At 70.1% G+C, this 19573-nt stretch carries 24 protein-coding genes and 1 pseudogene; 15 read left to right on the top strand and 10 right to left on the bottom strand.

From position 1 onward, the window contains the following. The 6 genes and pseudogenes from V8688_RS18560 to V8688_RS18535 form a co-directional block, all read left to right on the top strand. The coding region (locus V8688_RS18560; RefSeq protein ID WP_342801329.1) for a hypothetical protein at positions 1 to 241 on the top strand (241 nt) is incomplete at its 5' end. Position 242: 1 nt separating this feature from the next. Beyond that, positions 243 to 650 (top strand): roadblock/LC7 domain-containing protein, encoded by a 408-nt coding sequence (locus tag V8688_RS18555; RefSeq protein ID WP_218722352.1) that lies wholly within the window; start codon positions 243 to 245, stop codon positions 648 to 650. Between the two features lie 11 nt (positions 651 to 661). Beyond that, positions 662 to 1036 (top strand): DUF742 domain-containing protein, encoded by a 375-nt coding sequence (locus V8688_RS18550; RefSeq protein ID WP_218722351.1) that lies wholly within the window; start codon positions 662 to 664, stop codon positions 1034 to 1036. Continuing rightward, the gene (locus tag V8688_RS18545; protein ID WP_218722350.1) at positions 1017 to 1622 is read left to right on the top strand and encodes an ATP/GTP-binding protein; all 606 of its coding nucleotides are present in this window, start codon (positions 1017 to 1019) and stop codon (positions 1620 to 1622) included. The genes V8688_RS18550 and V8688_RS18545 overlap by 20 nt, the downstream gene beginning before the upstream one ends. 151 nt (positions 1623 to 1773) lie before the next feature. Beyond that, on the top strand, positions 1774 to 2208 hold the full coding sequence (locus V8688_RS18540; RefSeq protein WP_218722349.1) for a Fur family transcriptional regulator: 435 nt from the start codon (positions 1774 to 1776) through the stop codon (positions 2206 to 2208). 11 nt (positions 2209 to 2219) lie between these two features. Beyond that, a pseudogene (locus V8688_RS18535) lies at positions 2220 to 4527 on the top strand (catalase/peroxidase). A gap of 66 nt (positions 4528 to 4593) precedes the next feature. Here the strand turns inward: V8688_RS18535 and V8688_RS18530 are convergent. Continuing rightward, complete coding sequence (locus V8688_RS18530; RefSeq protein WP_342801328.1) at positions 4594 to 5052, bottom strand: SRPBCC family protein; 459 nt, start codon at positions 5050 to 5052, stop codon at positions 4594 to 4596. 58 nt (positions 5053 to 5110) lie between these two features. Next, on the bottom strand, positions 5111 to 5521 hold the full coding sequence (locus V8688_RS18525; protein WP_218722346.1) for a nitroreductase family deazaflavin-dependent oxidoreductase: 411 nt from the start codon (positions 5519 to 5521) through the stop codon (positions 5111 to 5113). A 110-nt stretch (positions 5522 to 5631) separates the two neighbouring features. Between V8688_RS18525 and V8688_RS18520 the strand changes: the two genes are divergently transcribed. The 3 genes from V8688_RS18520 to V8688_RS18510 all read left to right on the top strand — a co-directional run bounded on the left by V8688_RS18520 (position 5632) and on the right by V8688_RS18510 (position 8612). Continuing rightward, the gene (locus V8688_RS18520; RefSeq protein WP_218722345.1) at positions 5632 to 6348 is read left to right on the top strand and encodes a metal-dependent hydrolase; all 717 of its coding nucleotides are present in this window, start codon (positions 5632 to 5634) and stop codon (positions 6346 to 6348) included. A gap of 210 nt (positions 6349 to 6558) precedes the next feature. Then, a complete protein-coding gene (locus tag V8688_RS18515; protein WP_342801327.1) occupies positions 6559 to 7815 on the top strand; it encodes an alpha/beta hydrolase in 1257 nt (418 codons plus the stop codon). Next, on the top strand, positions 7812 to 8612 hold the full coding sequence (locus V8688_RS18510; protein WP_342801326.1) for a DUF2470 domain-containing protein: 801 nt from the start codon (positions 7812 to 7814) through the stop codon (positions 8610 to 8612). Before V8688_RS18515 ends, V8688_RS18510 begins: the two co-directional genes overlap by 4 nt. Here V8688_RS18510 and V8688_RS18505 read toward each other — a convergent pair. From V8688_RS18505 to V8688_RS18495, 3 genes are all read right to left on the bottom strand, one after another. Next, a complete protein-coding gene (locus V8688_RS18505) occupies positions 8609 to 8995 on the bottom strand; it encodes a VOC family protein (protein WP_218722342.1) in 387 nt (128 codons plus the stop codon). The two genes, V8688_RS18510 and V8688_RS18505, sit on opposite strands and share 4 nt — an antisense overlap. Before the next feature lie 47 nt (positions 8996 to 9042). Further along, positions 9043 to 9393 (bottom strand): hypothetical protein, encoded by a 351-nt coding sequence (locus V8688_RS18500; protein ID WP_342801325.1) that lies wholly within the window; start codon positions 9391 to 9393, stop codon positions 9043 to 9045. A 78-nt stretch (positions 9394 to 9471) separates the two neighbouring features. Continuing rightward, complete coding sequence (locus V8688_RS18495; protein ID WP_218722340.1) at positions 9472 to 10056, bottom strand: HdeD family acid-resistance protein; 585 nt, start codon at positions 10054 to 10056, stop codon at positions 9472 to 9474. 172 nt (positions 10057 to 10228) lie between these two features. Here V8688_RS18495 and V8688_RS18490 point away from each other — a divergent pair, with 172 nt between their 5' ends. Continuing rightward, the gene (locus V8688_RS18490; protein WP_218722339.1) at positions 10229 to 11203 is read left to right on the top strand and encodes a glycosyltransferase family 9 protein; all 975 of its coding nucleotides are present in this window, start codon (positions 10229 to 10231) and stop codon (positions 11201 to 11203) included. Here the strand turns inward: V8688_RS18490 and V8688_RS18485 are convergent. Beyond that, complete coding sequence (locus V8688_RS18485) at positions 11185 to 11517, bottom strand: metalloregulator ArsR/SmtB family transcription factor (protein WP_218722338.1); 333 nt, start codon at positions 11515 to 11517, stop codon at positions 11185 to 11187. The genes V8688_RS18490 and V8688_RS18485 overlap by 19 nt on opposite strands. Before the next feature lie 184 nt (positions 11518 to 11701). Between V8688_RS18485 and V8688_RS18480 the strand changes: the two genes are divergently transcribed. After that, positions 11702 to 12472: a M23 family metallopeptidase gene (locus tag V8688_RS18480; RefSeq protein ID WP_342801324.1), complete on the top strand. Its 771-nt coding sequence runs from the start codon at positions 11702 to 11704 to the stop codon at positions 12470 to 12472. Between the two features lie 6 nt (positions 12473 to 12478). Here V8688_RS18480 and V8688_RS18475 read toward each other — a convergent pair whose 3' ends face one another. Continuing rightward, positions 12479 to 13381 carry a LysR family transcriptional regulator gene (locus V8688_RS18475; protein WP_342801323.1) on the bottom strand — a complete coding sequence of 301 codons (903 nt, stop codon included), beginning with the start codon at positions 13379 to 13381 and terminating at the stop codon, positions 12479 to 12481. 90 nt (positions 13382 to 13471) lie between these two features. On the opposite strand from V8688_RS18475, the gene mqo reads away from it, so the two are divergent. Beyond that, the gene (mqo, locus tag V8688_RS18470) at positions 13472 to 14911 is read left to right on the top strand and encodes a malate dehydrogenase (quinone) (RefSeq protein WP_342801322.1); all 1440 of its coding nucleotides are present in this window, start codon (positions 13472 to 13474) and stop codon (positions 14909 to 14911) included. Here mqo and V8688_RS18465 read toward each other — a convergent pair. Beyond that, positions 14895 to 15506 carry a TetR/AcrR family transcriptional regulator gene (locus tag V8688_RS18465; RefSeq protein ID WP_255588819.1) on the bottom strand — a complete coding sequence of 204 codons (612 nt, stop codon included), beginning with the start codon at positions 15504 to 15506 and terminating at the stop codon, positions 14895 to 14897. The two genes, mqo and V8688_RS18465, sit on opposite strands and share 17 nt — an antisense overlap. Positions 15507 to 15602: 96 nt before the next feature. On the opposite strand from V8688_RS18465, the gene V8688_RS18460 reads away from it, so the two are divergent. After that, positions 15603 to 16454 carry an SDR family oxidoreductase gene (locus tag V8688_RS18460; protein WP_316575119.1) on the top strand — a complete coding sequence of 284 codons (852 nt, stop codon included), beginning with the start codon at positions 15603 to 15605 and terminating at the stop codon, positions 16452 to 16454. Between the two features lie 111 nt (positions 16455 to 16565). Further along, positions 16566 to 17600: a hypothetical protein gene (locus tag V8688_RS18455; protein ID WP_218722332.1), complete on the top strand. Its 1035-nt coding sequence runs from the start codon at positions 16566 to 16568 to the stop codon at positions 17598 to 17600. Between the two features lie 20 nt (positions 17601 to 17620). Here V8688_RS18455 and V8688_RS18450 read toward each other — a convergent pair whose 3' ends face one another. Then, on the bottom strand, positions 17621 to 17947 hold the full coding sequence (locus tag V8688_RS18450; RefSeq protein ID WP_218722331.1) for a hypothetical protein: 327 nt from the start codon (positions 17945 to 17947) through the stop codon (positions 17621 to 17623). Between the two features lie 192 nt (positions 17948 to 18139). On the opposite strand from V8688_RS18450, the gene V8688_RS18445 reads away from it, so the two are divergent. After that, positions 18140 to 18475 (top strand): RNA polymerase-binding protein RbpA, encoded by a 336-nt coding sequence (locus V8688_RS18445; RefSeq protein ID WP_110040609.1) that lies wholly within the window; start codon positions 18140 to 18142, stop codon positions 18473 to 18475. Between the two features lie 146 nt (positions 18476 to 18621). Here the strand turns inward: V8688_RS18445 and V8688_RS18440 are convergent, their stop codons facing one another. Further along, a complete protein-coding gene (locus V8688_RS18440) occupies positions 18622 to 19401 on the bottom strand; it encodes an ABC transporter permease (RefSeq protein WP_218722357.1) in 780 nt (259 codons plus the stop codon). Positions 19402 to 19573: the final 172 nt, after the last annotated feature.

Raw genomic sequence — 19573 nt, 5'->3', positions numbered from 1 at the left:
GGAACCGCCCGAGGTACCGGCCCACGGCTCCGACGAGCGCCCGGCCCTGCCGCGGCGTCAGCGCCAGACCAACCTGGCGCCCGAACTCACCGAGGAGCCGGCTGCCGCCGAGCCGCCGCGTACGCCGGAGCGGCCGCGCTCGGCCGAACAGGCGCGCGACATCATGTCCGCGATCGAGAACGGCACCCGGCAGGGCCGCAAACCACTGTCCACATCGAATCAGGATGAACAGGAAGGCTGAGGTGAACTCTTCCCACCCCGGTGATCTCAACTGGTTGCTCGACGATCTCGTCGACCGGCTGGCGGGGGTCCGCTACGCGGTCGTGCTGTCCACCGACGGGCTGCTGCTCGGACGCTCCTCGCAGATGAACCGCGAGGATGCCGAACACTTCGCCGCCATGTCGTCGACCCTCTACGGTCTCGCGCGCAGCGCGGGCAGCCGATTCGACGGCGGTGGTGTGCGGCAAGCGGTGATCGAGCTCGACCGCGCCGTCCTGTTCGTCACCTCGGCGGGCGACAACGCGTGCCTGGCGCTGCAGGCCAACGAGTCGGCGAACCTCGGCATGGTCGCCTATGAAATGAACCTCACCGTGCAGCGGGTCGGCAGTTACCTGTCGACCGAGCCGCGGCACGGACTGGCGGAGCTATAGGAAGCAGCACCATGACTCGACTCGGCGATCCGTGGTTCGACGACGCGGCCGGACCCCTGGTCCGCCCGTACGCGGTGACCCGCGGCCGCACCATGGGTGCGGCGCACGACCTGGACATGCTCACGGTGGTGGTGGCCGTACACCCCGCCCCCACCCTGCGGCGACCGGAACCCGAATACGCGACGATCGCACAGTTGTGCAAGCGCGCGCAGTCGGTGGCCGAGGTCTCGGCCGTGCTGAAACTTCCTCTGGCGGTGACCAAGATCCTCGTCGGTGATCTCATCGGCGAGGGCCACCTCATCTTCCGGGCTCCTGCGACGGCCGAGGCCGGCGCCGGAGACCTCAACGTATTGCGAGCGGTTCTGGATGGCATCCGAAAACTTTGACCCCACGGCACCGGGCGGGCAGCATCTGGCCGCCTCGGTGAAGATCCTCATCGCCGGCGGCTTCGGCGTCGGCAAGACCACCATGGTCTCCTCGATCAGCGAGATCGCGCCGTTGCGCACCGAGGAGCTGATCACCGAGGTCAGCACCGGCGTCGACGACCTGTCGGGGGTGGAACAGAAGTCCACGACCACGGTCGCGCTGGACTTCGGCCGCATCACCATCGACCGCGACCTCGTGCTGTACCTGTTCGGCACCCCGGGCCAGGACCGGTTCTGGTTCCTCTGGGACGAGCTGTGCCGCGGCGCGCTCGGCGCGATCGTGCTGGCCGACACCCGCAGGCTGAGCAATTCGTTCGCGGCGGTGGACTTCTTCGAGCGGCGCGGGCTGCCGTTCCTGATCGCGGTGAACTGCTTCGAGGGCGCGCCGCGCTACACCGTCGACGAGGTGCGCGACGCGCTCGACCTCGACCCGAACACTCCCGTGGTGCTCTGCGACGCCCGCGACCGGCCCTCGGCCAAGGCGGTACTCACCCATCTGGTCGAGTACCTCATCGAACGCGCCACCCGCACCCCGGTGACCACCTAGCACCAGGGTCGACCGGGGGGCGGCCCCGGTTCCTGTTCCCGTCACCGCTGCTACGGCCCCCGCGCCGCCGACCGGAACCACCACGATGTGGTCCAGGCCACTTGGCCGGAAACGCTTCCGCTGCCATCTGGAACGAGTAATAATCTGGAATGTGTCCACCACATCGGACTTCGAGCGCATGCTCCGCGCGGCGTCGCTGCGCGTCACGGCGCCGCGTCTGGCGGTGCTCACCACCGTGCACCAGCATCCGCACGCCGATACCGACACCATCCTGAGCCGGGTCAGGGACACCCTCGGCGCGGTGAGCCACCAGGCGGTGTACGACGTCCTGCGCGTCCTCACCACCGCGGGCCTGCTGCGGCGAATCCAGCCCATGGGCACCGTCGCCCGGTACGAGACCCGCGTCGGCGACAACCATCATCACCTCGTCTGCCGATCCTGTGGCGTGATTGTCGATGTCGACTGCGCAGTCGGCGATGCGCCGTGTCTGACCGCTGCCGCTGACACCGGTTTCGTCGTCGACGAAGCCGAAGTCATCTACTGGGGCCGCTGCCCCGACTGCACGACTTCACCATCACTCTCCTGAAAGGATTCACCGTGCCCGAGGAACATCCACCTATCGCGGAAGCCAATACGGAACCCGGTGACAATGGCTGCCCCGTGACGTCGGCGCGCCCGTTCGCCTCCGCCGACGCCCGTGGCAGCAACCGTGACTGGTGGCCGCATCAGCTCAATCTCACGATCCTGCAGAAGAATCCGCCGGTGGCGAACCCGATGGACGCCGACTTCGACTACGCGGCCGAGTTCTCGACCCTCGATCTGGCCGCGGTGAAGCAGGACATCGAGCAGGTCATGACGACCTCCCAGCCCTGGTGGCCCGCCGACTTCGGCCACTACGGCCCGTTCTTCATCCGGATGGCGTGGCATTCGGCCGGCACCTACCGGGTCGGCGACGGCCGCGGCGGCGCCGGCTCGGGCATGCAGCGCTTCGCCCCGCTCAACAGCTGGCCCGACAACGCCAGCCTGGACAAGGCCCGGCGGCTGCTGTGGCCGGTCAAGAAGAAGTACGGCAAGAAGCTGTCCTGGGCCGACCTCATCGTCTATGCCGGCAATGTCGCGCTCGAGTCGATGGGCTTCCCCACCTTCGGCTTCGGCGGCGGTCGCGTCGACGCGTGGGAGCCGGAGGAGGACGTGTACTGGGGTCCGGAGAGCACCTGGCTCGGCGACGAGCGCTACACCGGCGAGCGCAACCTCGAGCGTCCGCTCGCCGCGGTCCAGATGGGCCTGATCTACGTGAATCCGGAAGGCCCCAACGGCAATCCGGATCCGGTCAAGGCCGCGATCGACATCCGCGAGACCTTCGCNGATCTACGTGAATCCGGAAGGCCCCAACGGCAATCCGGATCCGGTCAAGGCCGCGATCGACATCCGCGAGACCTTCGCCCGGATGGCGATGAACGACGAGGAGACCGCCGCGCTGATCGTGGGCGGGCATACCTTCGGCAAGACCCACGGCGCCGGACCCGCCGACCTCGTCGGCCCCGAGCCCGAGGCCGCGCCGCTCGAGCAGCAGGGGCTGGGCTGGAAGAGCAGCTTCGGCACCGGAGCGGGCGCCGACGCGATCACCAGTGGCCTGGAAGGCATCTGGAACAGCACGCCGATCACCTGGGACAACAACTTCCTGGAGACCCTCTACGGCTACGAGTGGGAGCTCAGCAAGAGCCCGGCGGGTGCCCACCAGTGGATCCCGAAGGACGGCGCGGGCGCTGACACGGTGCCCGATCCGTTCGATGCCACCAAGAAGCGCACCCCGGTCATGCTGACCACCGACCTGTCGCTGCGTTTCGACCCGATCTACGAGCAGATCACCCGGCGCTGGCTGGCGAACCCGGCCGAACTCACCGATGCGTTCGCGCGCGCCTGGTACAAGCTCACCCACCGCGACATGGGTCCGGTCGTGCGCTATCTCGGCCCGCTGGTCCCGGCCGAGGAACTGCTGTGGCAGGACCCGGTCCCCGCGCACACCGGCCCGCTGATCGGTGACACCGAGATCGCCACCCTCAAGAGCCACATCCAGGCCTCGGGGCTGACGGTCGCGCAGCTGGTGTCGACGGCCTGGGCGGCGGCCTCGTCGTTCCGTGGCAGCGACAAGCGCGGCGGCGCCAACGGTGGTCGCCTGCGACTGCAGCCCCAGGCGGGCTGGGAGGTCAACCAGCCCGACGAGCTCGCGCAGGTGGTGCGCACCCTCGAAGGCATCCAGGAGTCGTTCAACGCCGCGGGCGGCGCCCAGGTGTCGTTCGCCGATCTGGTCGTGCTCGGCGGCGCGGTCGGTGTCGAACAGGCCGCCCAGGCCGGCGGTCACGCGGTGACGGTGCCGTTCACACCGGGACGCACCGACGCCACCCAGGAGCAGACCGACGTCGAGTCCTTCTCGGCGCTCGAGCCCCAGGCCGACGGCTTCCGCAACTACCTGGCCAAGGACGCCCGCATCCCGGCCGAGTACCTGCTCGTCGACAAGGCCAACCTGCTCACCCTGAGCGCGCCGGAGATGACGGTGCTGATCGGTGGTCTGCGCGTGATCGGCGTGAACTACCAGCAGTCGCCGGTCGGCGTGCTCACCACGACGCCCGGCGCGCTGACGAACGACTACTTCGTCAACCTGCTGGACATGGGCACCGAGTGGACGCCGTCGGCGTCGGACGACAATGTCTACGAGGGCAAGGACACCGCGACCGGCGCGGTCACCTGGACCGGTAGCCGCGTCGACCTGGTATTCGGCGCGAACTCGCAGCTGCGCGCGCTGGCCGAGGTCTACGCGACCGACGACGCGAAGGAGAAGTTCGTGCGCGACTTCGTCGCCGCGTGGACCAAGGTGAGCAACCTGGATCGGTTCGACCTGGCCTGACCGCTCCGCGAAACACCCCGCGACTCGCTCGGGTCGCGGGGTGTTTCGTTGTCGGGGTGGGGGCGATCAGGCCGACTCGGCGACCTCGGCCAGCCGGTCCACCGAGGCCAGCAGCTTGTCCGAGGTGGTGGCCGCGGCCCTGACCTGACGCAGCTCGTCGTGCAGCTCGGTCCAGTCGTAGGTATGGGTCACCCGGGTGGTGGCGTCGTCGATCGGCTCCAGCTCCCAGCGCCACAGGTGACCGGGCGGGGTCTTGCCGCGCTCGGACGGATTCCACGCGATGCGGCGGCCCTCCTCGAACTCGACGATGTGGTTGTCGCGGTCGACGCCGTTGGTCAGCGTCGTGGTGAACACGTCACCGACGGCGGTGACCCGCTGGCCCGCCGCCGCTTCGGCGAGATTGTCGTTGCCGTCCCAGCGCGGCTGCTGGGCGGGGTCGGCGATCAGTTCGAAGAGGGCGGCGGCGCTCGCCGCGATCTCGCGGGAGGCGTGCACGATACGGGGCGCGTCGGTGGTTTCGGTCACGGAGGCGATGAAACCAGCAGCTCACCCGCCCCGGCAAGGATTCGGCTCGAGCCCGCGCCTAACTCACCCGCGACACCGCGAACACGGGGATCTCGCGGCTGGTCTTCTCGCGGTACTCCGCGAAGCCCGGCATGATCTCGACCATCCGGTCGAACAGCGCGGTGCGTTCCGGGTCGTCGACGAGTTCGGCTTTGCCCGTGAAGGTCTCGGTCGGCAGCTCGACGCTCAGCTCCGGGTTCGCGACCAGGTTGTAGTACCACGCGGGGTGCTTGTCGGCGCCGCCGTTGGAGGCGATCAGCACGATCCGGTCGCCGTCGGGCAGGAACACCAGCGGGTTGGTGATCGCGCGCCCCGACTTCGCGCCGGTCGTGGTGATGATCACCATGTTGTCGCGGCCTTCGAACATGCCGCCGACCCGGCCGCCGTTGGCCCGGAATTCGGCGATCACCTGGTCGTTGAATGCGCTCATCGTCGTCCTTTCGTCCCTGCGGTCCCTTGCGCCAACCATCCTGGCGCACCCCGCATTCCCGCCGTCCTCGGCATATGCGTCGAGATAGTGAGGTCGACTAACGTTGCGGGGTGCTTGGACATTCACACGCGACCAGCGGCGCGCTGGCCTGGGCGGGAACCGCCGCGGCGCTCCCGCTCACGGTCGCCGCTTTCCCCCTGTTCGACAGCGATACAACACGATTCGGGATCGCCGAACTGATCATGGGCACACTGCTGACCGCGGGTGCCGCCTTGCTGCCGGACGCGGATCATCCGAGCGGAACCATCTCACACGTGCTGGGCCCGCTGTCACATCACCTGTGCCGCTTGATCTCCTGGCTCTCCGGTGGGCACCGACACGGTACCCACTCCCTGCTGTTCGTCGTCGTCGCGGTGGGCGCCACGTGGGCGGGCGAGCATTATCTCGGCCGGCCGTTCACTCTGGGCCTGGTGTTCTTCCTGCTCGCGCTGGCGGTGCGGTCGCTGCACCTGTGTCCGCCGGGAAAGAGCCTGCGCACCTACGGCACGGTGATCGTGCTGGCGACGGCGGGCACGTTCGCGGTGGATCACTGGATCGTCGACCGGCCGGCGTGGCTGCCGATCTGCGTCGGCCTCGGCTGCCTGGCGCATCTGCTCGGCGACTGCCTCACCGATCGCGGCTGCCGCCTGCTGTGGCCGTTCCCGTTGCGGACCCGGGTGCCGTTGATCGAGCGGACCGGCAACCGGGTCGAGACCTGGGTCATCTCACCGCTGTTCGTCCTGGGCACGATGGGCGCGCTCTGGTACGCGATCATGCATCGACCGTGACGCCCACCGTGAGGGCGGCGGGCCCCTTCCCCCGCCGCCCTTGCCTTTTTCTCCGTGGTCAGTCCATCCAGATACATGGCTTGATGCGCATATCAGCGTATCGGCATCCTATTTGTGACAGGTGAGTATCGCGGGCCTCGATTGCCGGGCTTCGTCCCGAATCGGGCCCACCTGCGGTATTTTTCAGTGCACAGTTGTACTCTCAATCTCGTGACCGAGCAGCTCCCCCAGCCCCAAGCCGAGGTACAGGCACTCACGCGCCTGGCGGGCGACGAATTCGTCGGCGCGGTGGACGGCATCGCGGCCATCCACCGGGCCATCTCCGACCGCGTGTTCGCGGCGGTTCGGCTCGGGGTGGGTCCCGCCGCGGATCCGGTGAAGGTCGCGCACGACGCGATCACCGACGGTGTATACGCGGTGGTCGGTGGCACCGGGTTCGTGGTCGGCGAGGTCGCGAGCGCGGTCCAGGTGCCCGGCGTGACCGCGCCGTCACGGACCGTCTGGGGCGCGGGCGTGCTGGCCGCCCTCCAGGGTCTGATCGGTGACGCGCTCGAGGACGAGGCACCGATCCTGGCCTCCCCCATGACCTTCCGCGTCGACGGCGCGCCCGTCGCGCCCGAACAGCTGGCCGCCCATGTCGCCGTGCCGACCACCCGACTGGTCGTGCAGCTGCACGGGCTCGTGGAGACCGAGCACGCTTGGCGGCTCGGCGGCCGCCCCACCTACGGCGACCGGCTCGAGGAGGACCTCGGCTACACCCCGGTCCTCGTGCGCTACAACTCCGGCCTGCACATCTCCGAGAACGCCGCCCAGCTCAGCGCACTCCTGGCCCGGCTGGTCGCGGCATGGCCGCTGCCGGTGCACGAGATCTGCCTGATCGGCCACTCGATGGGCGGGCTGGTCGCACGCGGCGCCTGCCACCTGGCCGACGCGGCGGACGAGGCCTGGGTACGCGCGGTCCGGCAGGTGGTCTGCCTCGGCTCTCCACATCTGGGCGCCCCGCTGGAACAGATCGCGCACTACGCCGCCGCGGCGTTCGACCTGCTGCCCGAGACCCGGCCGCTCGGCAAGCTGCTGCGCAGGCGCAGCGCGGGGATCCGCGACCTGCGGCAGGGTTCGCTCGTCGACGAGGACTGGCGCGATCTCGACACCGACGCGCTGCGGGCGCGGGCGGTCCGCGAGGTCCCGTTGATCGCGGGCGTCGAGCACTACTTCGTCACCGCGACGCTCACCCGCAGCCCGCGGCATCCGCTGGGGCGGGTCGTCGGCGACGGCCTGGTGCTCACCGGCAGCGGCTCGGGCCGTGGCCGGACCCGCCGGATCGGCTTCGACGTGGTCAACGGCCTGCACGTGCCCGCGGCCAACCACTTCAGCCTGCTCAACCACGACGCGGTGTACGAGGCGCTGCACAGCTGGCTGACGAGCACGCCCCGCAGGACGGTGCGGGTGGATACGCTGTGGCCATGACTCTCGACCACGGCGACCCCGGCGACGCACCCTCCATTCCGCTGCCGACCGCTCTCCTGGCCAACGACGCCCGCCCCTCGGCGGCCGAGGAAGCCAGAACCATTGCGGCGGCCACCAATACCGGCACCCTGGCCAGTCTCACCGCCGACGGCGCGCCGTGGGCGTCGTTCATCACCTACGGACTGCTCGACGGCGCGCCCGTCCTGAGCGTCTCGCGGCTGGCCGAACACGGCCGCAACCTCGCCGCCGACCCGCGCGCCAGCATCGCGATCGTCACCCCGGACATCCCGGCCGACCCGCTGGCGGGCACCCGGATCACCCTGGCCGGCGTGGTGGAACGACCGGAAGGCGCCGAAGCCGAGGCCGCGCGCGCCGCCCACCTGGCCGCCATCCCGGCCGCGAAGTACTACATCGACTACAGCGACTTCACCCTCTGGGTGCTGCGCGTGCAGCGGGTGCGCTGGGTCGGCGGCTACGGCCGGATGGACTCCGCGTCGGCCCAGGAATACCTGGCGGCGCAGCCGGATCCGATCGTGCCGCTGGCCGCCCCCGGCATCGCCCACCTCAACGCCGACCACGCCGACGCGCTGCTGGCGATGGCCACCCGGCTCGGCGGCTTCCCCGACGCGACCGCCGCCGTCTGCGAGCGCGCCGACCGCTACGGCCTCGATCTGCGGGTCGAGACGCCGCGCGGGGTCGCCCGCACCCGGGTCGGCTACGCCGCTCCGCTGTCGGAGATCGGCGAACTGCGTTCGGCGACCGTCGAATTGACGCGACGGGCCCGCGCGGCCGACTAGGCCTCGTACAGCTCGAGCGGCAGGTCGTCGGGATCGAAGAAGAAGGCCATGTGCTTGCCGGTGTACTCGTCGGTGCGCAGTTCCTCGGTGCGCACGCCGCGTTCCCGCAGCGCGGTGAGCGCGGCGGGCACATCGGCGACCACGAAGGCCAGATGTCGCAGCCCCGCCGCCTCGGGCCTGCTCGGGCGCGCGGGCGGATCGGGAAACGAGAACAGCTCGATCCGGCACCCGCCCGGCAGCCCGACGTCGAGTTTCCACGAGTCCCGATCGGCCCGGTAGTTCTCGGCGAGCACCGTCCCACCGAGAGTCTCGGTGTAGAAGCGCTTCGAGCGGTCGTAGTCGGTCGCGATGATAGCGACGTGATGGATCCCGAGAAACTCCATCCCGCGACGGTACCGCCGCCGGCCGTGCGCTCCCGCGTCCGAGGAACTCAGGTCCAGAGGGCGGCGACGAGGACGTTGACGATCGCCAGGCCGCCGGCGGCGTCGGCCATCCAGTCGATCTGCTTGCCCCGCTTGGCATCGGCGCGGCCCATCTCGGCAAGCGCGACGACGGCGACCGAGATCGCCAGCTTCACGGCCAGCTTCGTGGTATCGGGATCCTTGCCCAGCGAATCGACAGCCGAGGCGAGGCCGGCCAGGATCAGGCCGGTGAGGAGCTGGGCCCGCGCTCCCCACACCATCAACTCCGAGACCACCGGGCGGGAGGCCGCGAAGCCGCCGACCACGGCGGCCATGCCGAGCAGATGGGTGACAACCACCAGGTTGTAAACGAATTCCATGAATGCCGAGCGTAGTTCACCCGAAACCGGCCGGTGCCCGAAGGCACCGGCCGGTTTCCGACGAACTTTCCCGTGGCGTCACAGCCCCTGCTGCGCCAGCAGGTGCGAGTCCTTGCGGACGCCGAAGGAGGTGATGATCTCCATGATGCCGATGACGATCAGGAAGATGCCGACCACCACGGTCAGGGTCGCCAGCGAGTTGATCGGCCACACGATCAGGATGACACCGGCGATCGCGCTGATGATGCCGTAGAAGATCTGCCAGCCGCGGCCGGGCACACTCCCGTCCGCCAGGGCGGAGAACAGCACCGCGACACCGCGGAACAGCCAGCTGATGCCGATCCACAGCCCGAGCAGGAAAATCGAGGTGAGATCGTCGCGGAAGCAGAAGATGCCGATGATCAGCGACAGCACACCGCTGATGAAGGAGAGCACCCGGAAGCTGGTGCTGGGCAGATGGGTGAAGGCGGCGATCAACTGGAAGACGCCGCTGACAACCATGTAGATACCGAACAAAATGCCCGCCACGAGCAGCGACGGACCGGGCCACACGAGCACGATGATGCCGAGGACCACCGCGAGGAGGCCGGTGACCAGAATCGTTTGCCAGGTTTTCTTGGCAAGAGCCGCAAATGGGCTCTCCAGCACGGTATTTGTCGTCATGACGAGATGTTATGCCCGGCCGCTCTGGTTTTCCCGATATTAGCTGGAGCCGTGATCGTGTCGCGATCACCCGGCACGCGCCGACCGAGGCCCGGACCCGCCCGCGTGACGACCACCACGTCGTTGCATGCGCGAACGTTTGGTCGGCACAGGTCCCGGGTAGGTCAAGGAGGTGTCGGTTGTACTCGTGCTGCAAGCTCGGGGCCTCGGTGATGTCCTCGCCGCGGTCCCGGCTCTGCGTGCTCTGCGTCGGGCCGAACCACGGAGCAAGATCGTGCTGGCGGCGCCGCATCGATTGGAGCGGATCGTCGACCTGATCTCCTCGGTCGACGAGCTGGTGCCCACCGCCGATCCGGCCGCGTTGATCTGGGACGGGCCCGCGCCCGAGCTGGCGGTGAACCTGCACGGCGCCGACGGCGCGAGTGCGCGCGCGCTCGCCGATACCGGGGCCGCGCGGATCATCGGACACCGCTCCCCCGCCTCGCCCAAGCCCGCCGGGCCCCGCTGGGACCCGGATGCCCATGTCGTCGATCGATGGTGTCTGCTGCTGGAAGCGGAGGGCATCGCGGCCGATCGGCGCAACCTGGGGCTGGTGCCGCCGGTGGCGTCGATCAGCCGCCGCGACTGCGTCGTCGTGCACGTCGGCGCCGGTGCGCCCGCGCGCCGCTGGCCACCGGAACGTTTCGCGGCGGTGGTCCGGCACCTGCTGGTGCTGGGTCGCGACGTCGTGCTGACCGGCGACCCGTTCGAACGTGAGATCGCGGTCCAGGTCGCCGCCCAGGCCGGGTTGCCCGACGACCGGGTGCTGGCGGGCAGGCAGAACCTCACCGACCTGGCCGCCACGGTCGCCGAGGCCGCCCTCGTGATCAGCGGCGACACCGGCGTCGCGCATCTGGCGACGGCGTTCGGCACCCGCACGGTCCTGCTGTTCGGCCCGACGCCGCCGCGGCGCGGTGGGCCGCCCGCGCATCTACTCGGCAGGCATGCGGTGCTGTGGGCGGGCCAGGTGGGCGACCCCGACGGCCGGGTGCCCGACCCGGGGCTGCTGCGGATCGGGGTGCCCGAGGTGATCGCCGCGGTCGACGCGCAGCTGGACAAGCAGGACTGGGCCGAATCGACCCGGTTGCGTTACCGCCGGGTCGGTTGACCGGCCGCCGCGGCTTCCCGCAGGGCGGCGGCGTGCGCGGCCAGCGCGCTGGGCCAGAACTGCTCGAGATAGTCGCGGGCGTCGGTGAGGCCGCGCGGGTCCAGGGAGTAGAGGTGCCGGTTGCCGTCGCGGCGCATGCTCACCAGATGGGCTTCGCGCAGGACGCGCAGGTGCTGGGAGGCCGCCGAGCTGGTGATCCCGGCGGTCGCGGCGAGGTCGGCCACCGACCGCGGACCCGAGGGCAACGCCTCGAAGATCACGCGCCTGGTGGGGTCGGACAGCGCGGTGATGGCCCGAACTCCGTTAGCGTCCACTGAATCAGTGTCCCCGGGAAGCGGAGGTTCGGCAATGATCTTGTCTCCTGGGAATTCGCCCCGGTCGCTCCTCGGAATTTCCGCATTCGTTATGGTGTCGTTATAGATCAACTGGCGTTATAGCCGATCGTGATCGCAGCCACATCATTCGCTGTCGAGATCACGGTTTCGCTACGTTCGAAACATGTTCGTGACCAACCCGTTATCCGCTCGAGTCTCCGATGCCCTCGCCGGTCGCTGGGGAGGCGTTGTCGCGGGTGCGGTGGCGCTGTCCGCACTCGTGGGAACCTCGGCTGCCACCTTCGGCGAGTCCGAGACCCCGGTTTCCGACACCAGCATCACCGCCAGCGCGGGCGAAGGCGTCACCGCGGGCCAGTCGCCGTACCGCTTCACCGCCTACACCCCCGTCGAGGCCCAGGGCCCGCAGGGCGAGACCCCCGCGTCGGCCCCGATCCCGTGGGAAGAGCACCGCGAGGCCGTCGCGCTCGCGCTGCCGCCGCTGCCGCCGCTGCCGATCCTTGCCCCGCCTCCGCCGCCGCGCCCGCAGACCGTTCGCCCGGTCAACGGCAGGCTGACCTCCTACTTCGGCGCCCGCTGGGGAGCCGCGCACAACGGCATCGACTTCGGTGACCCGATCGGCGCGCCGGTCTTCTCCGTCACCGACGGTACCGTCATCGAGACCGGGCCCGCCTCCGGCTTCGGGCTGTGGGTGCGCATCCTGCAGGACGACGGCACCATCGGCGTCTACGGTCACGTCAACGAGATCCTCGTCCAGACCGGTCAGCACGTGAACGCCGGTGACGTCATCGCCACCGTCGGCAACCGTGGCCAGTCGACCGGCCCCCACCTGCACTACGAGGTGCACGTCCAGGACGGCTCGCTCTACGGCGCCCCGATCGACCCGCACCCGTGGCTCGCCGCTCGTGGCGTCGACGCCGGTGTCGCCCAGGACTGATCCGCTCTACCACCCGAGTCGCGCCGTGTGCGCGATCAGGAAATCCCGCAGCCGCGCGACCGCGAGTGTCGGACCATGGTCTCCCGAGACCAGGCCGATCTCGCGGTCGCGTTCGCCGTCGATCGGCACGACCACCAGATCGGGGTGCGCGATCTCGGCCGCGGGCAACAGGGCGACGCCGAGCCCGAGCGCGACCAGTTCGCGCAGGGTCTCGAACTCGGTGATCTCGAACAGCACCCGTGGCGCGAAACCGGCTGCGGCGCACCAGCTGTCGAGCAGTGCGCGCAGCTGATAGCTGGGCGGGTTGGCGATGAACGCCGCGTCGGCCAGCTCGGCGAGATCGACCCGGGCGCGCCCGGCCAGCGGATGGGTGCGCGCCACGTGCAGGCTGATGCGCTGCCTGCCCAGCGGCACCGTCGGCAGATCCGGGGGCGGCGGGATCATCACCGCCAGGTCCAGCCCACCCGCGCGCACCTGCTCGGCCAGCGCCTCCCCGTGCGCCTGCACCAGATGCAGCCGGATCCGCGGCGCCCTGGTGTGGAACTGGGCCAGCAGCGACGGAATGCTCACCGGGCCCAGGGTGAGCGGGAAACCGAAGCGGACCAGCCCGCTGTCGGGGTCGGCGTCGGCGCGCACCCGGCGCACCGCGTCGTCGAGGGAGCGCACCAGGCCGCGGGTGTGTTCGTAGAGCTCGCGACCCTGCGGCGTGAGGGTCACCCCGCGCCCGACCGGCTGGAACAGCGCCACCCCGAGTGTCTGCTCGAGCGTCTTGATCCGGCGGCTCACCGAGGACTGCGGCACGCCGAGTCGCTGGGCCGCCCTGGTGATGTGCCCCGCCCCGGCCGCCGCGTCGAACGCCGCCAGCAGCGGCGCGAGCGCCTGCGCTCCCCCGTCGCCTGAATCATCCATATTCGGATGATATTCGCACCAATCTCGTATTGGACGGATCACTCCCGGTCGCGTGACGATGGCGGTACACAGCTCACGGGAGGTTCGACGATGACCGAGACGACACCTCGCCCCATATCCGGTGGTGGCGACGACATTCTCGACGCGGTGCTGATCGGCGGCGGGATCATGTCCGCCACCCTCGGCGCCCTGCTCAGCACGCTCGCGCCCGATTGGTCGATCGCGCTGTTCGAACGGCTCGGCGAGCCCGCCGCCGAGAGCAGCCATCCCTGGAACAACGCGGGCACCGGCCACTCCGGCCTCTGCGAACTCAACTACATGCCAGACCCCCGCGACGGCGACCGCGCGGCCGGGATCGCCGAGCAGTTCCAGCTCACCCGGCGGTTCTGGGCGGCGCTGGCCCAGCGCGGCGAGCTCGACCCGGCGACCTTCGCCACCCCGACCCCGCACGTCACCGTGGTGTTCGGCGACCACGACATCAGCTACCTGCGGCAGCGCTACGCCACCCTGCGCGAGCGGCCCGCCTTCGCGACGATGGAGTACACCGAGGACCGCGCCGTCATCGCGCAGTGGGCGCCGCTGCTGGTCCGCGGCCGGGCCGAGGACGAGGCCATGGCCGCCACCCGGCACACCGCGGGCACGGATGTCGATTTCGGCGCGCTGACCAGGTCGCTGCTGTCGACGATGACCGCGGCGGGCAACGCGGTCCGGCTGCACCGCGAGATCACCGGGCTCACCCGCGACAGGGACGGCCTGTGGACCGTGCGCGGCCGGGACCTCGACAGCGGCAGGCGTTTCCGGGTGCGCACGCGGTTCGTGTTCGTCGGCGCGGGCGGCTACGCGCTGCGGCTGCTGCAGCGCGCGGGCCTGCCCGAGGTGCGCGGCTACGGCGTGTTCCCGCTGGGCGCGCAGTTCCTGCGGACGACGAATCCCGAAGTCGTCGCCGAACACGGCGCGAAGGTCTACAGCCAGGCCGCGCTCGGCGCCCCGCCGATGTCGGTGCCGCACCTGGACCGCCGCGAGGTCGACGGATCGGCCGCGCTCCTGTTCGGCCCCTATGCCACCTTCAGCACCCGCCTGTTGCGGTACGGAAAACTGACCGACCTGTTCACCACGCTGCGACCGCACAACATCGTGCCGCTGGTCGCCGCGGGTCTGCGGAATCTGGATCTGGTGCGGTACCTGATCACCGAGCTCCTGGCCTCGCCGCGGCGCAAGTTCCAGCAGCTGCAGCGCTTCTATCCGACCGCCGACCCGGCCGACTGGGAACTGATCCCGGCCGGGCAGCGCGCCCAGCTGATCAAGCCCGACCGCGAGCGCGGCGGTGTGCTCGAATTCGGCACCGAGCTGGTGACCGGCGCCGACGGCACCGTCGCCGGGCTACTCGGCGCGTCACCCGGCGCCTCGATCGCCCCGTCGATCATGCGGGACCTGCTCGACCGCTGCTTCCCCGAACGGCGCTACGAGTGGGCGCCGCTGCTGGCGGAGCTGCTGCCCGAGGACGCGGCCACGGTCAGCGCGGCGCGTTGACCAGGGCCCCGATCAGGCGGTGGCTGCGCGCGCTCATCTCGGCGGCCGTCTGCTCGGGGTGGCGCAGCCACCACAGCACCAGCGAGGTCACCGACCCCATCCAGACATCGGTGAAGGCCGACAGGTCGTCGGGGTCGGTGAGGGCGAGCGTGCTGAGCGCGTCGGCGACGCCACGCGCGGCCTGGGCGGCGATCCGCCGACGGGCCGCGCGCACGGCGTCGGCGGCCGGACCCTCGTGCGGGTGCGAGCGGTCGAAGACGACGGTCCAGTCGTGCGGACGCGGTGCGAGAGCGACGAACAGCGCGTCGAGGGTCCGCTCGGCCTTGGTCAGGCCGCTCGCCCCGGTGATGGCGGTTTCGATCGCGTCGTAGATGACGGTGGCCGCGCGCTCGACGCAGGCGATGTAGAGCCCGTCCTTGGACTGGAAATAGGTGTACACCAGCGGTTTGGACACACCGGCTCGCTGCGCGACCTCGGCGGGCGAGAGCCCCGCGTAGCCGACTCGCCCGATCTCGGCGACGGCGGCGTCGAGGATCTGCTGCTCACGCTCGGGGCGCGGGACACCCTTGGTTCCGGCTGTGCTCACCCGGCCCATCCAACCATCGCGACGACTCCTGTTGACACTCAATTGACTGATTTGTAATTTACTAGATAGTAAATTAATTCGGCCCCCTCGACGCCAGGAGTCCCCGTGCTCGACCGCCTCGCGCAGTCCCTGCTGCTCAACCCGCCCGCGTTGCCGCGCACCGTGGCGCGACTCGTGCTCGGCGAACGGCACGAGATCGCCGGCAAGACCGTCCTGCTGACCGGCGCGTCGTCCGGCGTCGGCCGGGCCGCCGCGCTCGCGCTGGGACGCGACGGCGCGCGGCTGATCCTCATCGCCCGTGCCGCCGAACCGCTGCTCGAGGTGCGCGACGCCGTGCGCGCGGCCGGCGGCCGGGCCGAGGCCGTCACCTGCGACCTGTCCGACCCCGGGGAGACCGACGACCTGGTCAAGACCGTGCTCGAGCAGTACGGCACGATCGACGTGCTGGTCAACAACGCCGGGCGCTCGATCCGCCGTCGCGCCGCCGACGCCACCGACCGGTTCCACGACTACGAACGCACCATGGCGCTGAACTACTTCGGCGCGGCCCGCCTCACCATGGGCCTGCTGCCCTCGATGCTCGCGACCGGCGACGGACACGTCGTCAATGTCGCCACCTGGGGCGTCGCCGCCGGCACGATGCCGATGTTCACCGCCTACCACGCCTCCAAGGCCGCGCTCGGCGCGTTCGGGCGCAGCCTGGGCGCCGAGACCAGAGCGCGCGGCGTGCATGTCACCACGGTAGGATTCCCGCTGGTGCGAACCGAGATGATCGCCCCGACCGGCGCCTACGACGAGTCGGCGGCGTTGACCGCGGAGCAGGCCGCGGACTGGATCCGCACCGCGATCCGGACCCGGCCGATCGAGCTGTATCCCCGCTACACCCGCCTGCTGCAGGCCGTCGCGACTGTCTCGCCGCGCGCGGTCGACGCCGTCATCTGGCGCCTGGGGATCTGATCCGATCCCGATGACCGCACCGGAGTAGGGCCTTCCCCCTACCCGGGTACTGGTCGCGAACCGTTCCGCAGCGGGAGGTCTTGCGGCGCACCGGATTTCTACCGTCGAGACATGGCGACGATCGATCTCTCCCACACCCTGTCCCGCCTCCGGTTCCCCGCCGCACCCGCGCGCGGTGTCGGGACCGACCGCGCCCCCTGGCACGGCCCGCTGCTGGTGAACTCCGCGCTGATGAGCGCGCTCGTGCTGGTGTCGGTGGTCGGCATGCTGGTCGACGACCGGACGCTGCTCGGCGAGTCGGTCTGGCTCAAACCCGCCAAGTTCGGGCTCGCCTTCGCCCTCTACGGCGTGACGCTGGCCTGGATCCTGCGGCTGCCGCACCGGGGCAGGCGGGCGACCTGGTGGCTGGGCACCGTCTTCGCCGTCACCGGGATCGCCGACGTCGGGTTCATCGCGCTGCAGGCCGCGCGCGGCACGTTCAGCCATTTCAACACCGCCGAGGAGACCGTCAACCAGATCGGCCAGCAGGTCTTCGCCTCCGGCGTGCCCGGCCTGTTCCTCGCCAATCTCGTGCTCGCCCTGATCATCTCGTGGCAGAAGCTGGCCGACCGGCCGACCCGGATCGCGTTGAAAGCCGGACTGTGGCTGGCGGTGGTCGGCATGGCGCTCGGGTATCTCATGGGCTTCACCGGGCCGCAACTGGTGCGCCGGTCCGACGGCACCGTCGTCGGCTTGATGGCCGGGCACACCGTCCGCGCGGGTGGCGCGCACGGCGACGCGGTCCGCGACGGGGTCGGCGCGATGCCGCTGACCCATTGGAGCACCACCGGCGGCGACCTGCGCATCCCGCACTTCGTCGGGCTGCACGGCATCCAGGTGCTACTGCTCCTGGCCGTCGTGCTGGTCGCCCTGGCACCCCGGTATCGGTGGCTGCGCGCGGAGACCATCCGCGCGGCGCTGCTCGGGGTCGCGGTGCTCGGCTACTTCGGAGTGCTCATCCTCGTGCTCTGGCAAGCGCTCCGCGGTCAGCCGCTGGTCAGCCCCGACCTCGCCACCGTGGGCGCCGCGACCGCGCTCGCGCTGCTCGTCGCGGGTGGCGTGGCGGCCGTGTACCTGCGGGCCCGCGAATCCGCGGACATCAGCTAGCCTCGCTCGCCCCAGGGCTTTCAGCGCAACCGCTCGGCTTCGCGCGACAGCTGCACCAGGGTGGCGCTGAGCTGGGCCAGCTCGGCGTGCTCGGCCCCCTCGGCCACCGCCGTCGCCACATCCTCCGCGGCACATCTGGCCGCGAACCAGCGATCGGCCAGATCCGCGGCTTCCTGGGCGGACAACACCACGGCGTCCTCCGGAATCCCGGTTCCTTTGAGGCTGGTGCGGTGCTCGTAGGCTCGTTGACGGCACGACTGGCGGCAATAGCGGCGACGGCGCCCCGACTCGGAATCCACGATCTCCCGCCCGCACCACAGGCAGGACAGCAGGCGACTGCGCGACATGCTGCGAAACCCTATCGGTCCGGCGGCCGGTCGGGCGGCTCAGGTCTCGCTCAGCGGGCACGGACCGGGCCGTCCCGGCTCAGGGGTCGCCCGGCCGGTCCGCCGCTGCGACTACAATGGAACAGTTCAGAGGTCCCGTGCGTTAACGGTAGGACCACGACCGGCGCCAGCCGCCAAAGACAGGGAGCACACATGGCAGATCGCGTACTCCGAGGCAGTCGGCTCGGAGCGGTGAGCTACGAGACCGACCGCGACCACGACCTGGCCCCCCGCCGGATCGCCCGCTACCGCACCGACAACGGTGAGGAGTTCGACGTCCCGTTCGCCGACGACGCGGAGATCCCGCCGACCTGGCTGTGCCGCAACGGCCAGGAAGGTCAGCTCATGGAGGGCACCACGGTGGAGACCAAGAAGGTCAAGCCGCCGCGCACCCACTGGGACATGCTGCTGGAGCGTCGCAGCAAGGAGGAGCTCGAGGAACTGCTCAAGGAGCGCCTCGAACTGCTCAAGACGCGCCGCCGCGGCTGAGGCTTTCCCGCCTCCCCGGGATTCAGGCCAGACACAGGAGCGCTACCGGCAGCCACGCGGCTGCCGGTAGCGCTCCTGTCATGTTTGCCGGTACCCGGTGAGTTACCCATGTCCTCGCGGGACAGGCGGTACCGGTCGCGGGAGGGTCAGTGGCTGGCGACCTTTCGATACTGGAGCAACGCCGCGGGCATGGCGATCGCCAGGATCACCACCGAGCAGATGATCGCGTAGAGCACGCAGTTGTCGGCGGCCCAGCCGGTGGCGGGGGCGAACGACGGTGGAGCGTCGTTGTCGAACAGCTTGCGGCCCGCGGCCGAGACCGCGGTGATCGGGTTCCACTCGGCGATGGTGCGCAGCGGGCCCGGCAGCGTCTCGGCGGAGATGAACGCCGAGGAGATGAACGACAGCGGGAACATCCAGATCAGGCCCGCGCTCTGCGCGACCTCGACCGTCGGTGAGATCAGCCCGGTGAGGGCACCGACCCACGACATCGCGAACGCGAACAGCAGGATGATGGCGAAGGCCAGCGCCGCGTCGGCGACGCTGCCGTGGATGCGCCAGCCGACGATGTAGCCGCAGATCACCATCACGCCCAGGCTCAGCACGTTGACCACCAGGTCGGACAGCGTGCGGCCCATCAGCACCGCCAGCCGCGACATCGGCAGCGTCCGCATCCGGTCGATGATGCCCTTCTGCAGGTCGCCCGCGAGGCCGACCGTGGTGAAGGCGGCATTGAACGCGACCGTCTGGGTGAAGATGCCGGCGAGCAGGAACTCGCGATACTGGTCGCCGCCCAGCGACGCGCCGAAGATGTAGGCGAACAGGAATACGAACATCAGCGGCTGGATCGTCGCGGTCACCAGCAGCGTCGGCACCCGCAGAATGGTCAGCAGATTGCGGTGCGCCACGATCGCGCTGTCGCGGATGAACCGGACCCGCGGCGACGCCTCGTCGGGTGCGGCGGGACGCGGTGGACTCGTTTGAATCGGCAGGTCACGGGTCTCGTACTCGTCCGCGACCTCGGGTGCCACACTCACGACCGCACCTCGCTGGCGCTCGGCTCCGTGGTGCGCGTGCGCACGCTGTGTCGATGGTTCG

This window comes from Nocardia sp. No.11 (genome assembly GCF_038752175.1).
Taxonomy (GTDB): Bacteria; Actinomycetota; Actinomycetes; order Mycobacteriales; family Mycobacteriaceae; genus Nocardia; species Nocardia canadensis.
The sequence above is the reverse complement of the archived record's forward strand: the minus strand, read 5'-3'. Positions and strand labels throughout refer to the sequence as shown.

Bases quoted from the DNA above. Each gene is read 5' to 3' on its own strand.
- V8688_RS18550 (WP_218722351.1), top strand. From the start codon at position 662: ATGACTCGACTCGGCGATCCGTGGTTCGACGACGCGGCCGGACCCCTG.
- V8688_RS18545 (WP_218722350.1), top strand. From the start codon at position 1,017: ATGGCATCCGAAAACTTTGACCCCACGGCACCGGGCGGGCAGCATCTG.
- V8688_RS18525 (WP_218722346.1), bottom strand. From the start codon at position 5,521: ATGAGCGCATTCAACGACCAGGTGATCGCCGAATTCCGGGCCAACGGC.
- V8688_RS18510 (WP_342801326.1), top strand. From the start codon at position 7,812: ATGACTCTCGACCACGGCGACCCCGGCGACGCACCCTCCATTCCGCTG.
- V8688_RS18505 (WP_218722342.1), bottom strand. From the start codon at position 8,995: ATGGAGTTTCTCGGGATCCATCACGTCGCTATCATCGCGACCGACTAC.
- V8688_RS18500 (WP_342801325.1), bottom strand. From the start codon at position 9,393: ATGGAATTCGTTTACAACCTGGTGGTTGTCACCCATCTGCTCGGCATG.
- V8688_RS18495 (WP_218722340.1), bottom strand. From the start codon at position 10,056: ATGACGACAAATACCGTGCTGGAGAGCCCATTTGCGGCTCTTGCCAAG.
- V8688_RS18480 (WP_342801324.1), top strand. From the start codon at position 11,702: ATGTTCGTGACCAACCCGTTATCCGCTCGAGTCTCCGATGCCCTCGCC.
- V8688_RS18475 (WP_342801323.1), bottom strand. From the start codon at position 13,381: ATGGATGATTCAGGCGACGGGGGAGCGCAGGCGCTCGCGCCGCTGCTG.
- mqo (WP_342801322.1), top strand. From the start codon at position 13,472: ATGACCGAGACGACACCTCGCCCCATATCCGGTGGTGGCGACGACATT.
- V8688_RS18465 (WP_255588819.1), bottom strand. From the start codon at position 15,506: ATGGGCCGGGTGAGCACAGCCGGAACCAAGGGTGTCCCGCGCCCCGAG.
- V8688_RS18455 (WP_218722332.1), top strand. From the start codon at position 16,566: ATGGCGACGATCGATCTCTCCCACACCCTGTCCCGCCTCCGGTTCCCC.
- V8688_RS18450 (WP_218722331.1), bottom strand. From the start codon at position 17,947: ATGTCGCGCAGTCGCCTGCTGTCCTGCCTGTGGTGCGGGCGGGAGATC.
- V8688_RS18445 (WP_110040609.1), top strand. From the start codon at position 18,140: ATGGCAGATCGCGTACTCCGAGGCAGTCGGCTCGGAGCGGTGAGCTAC.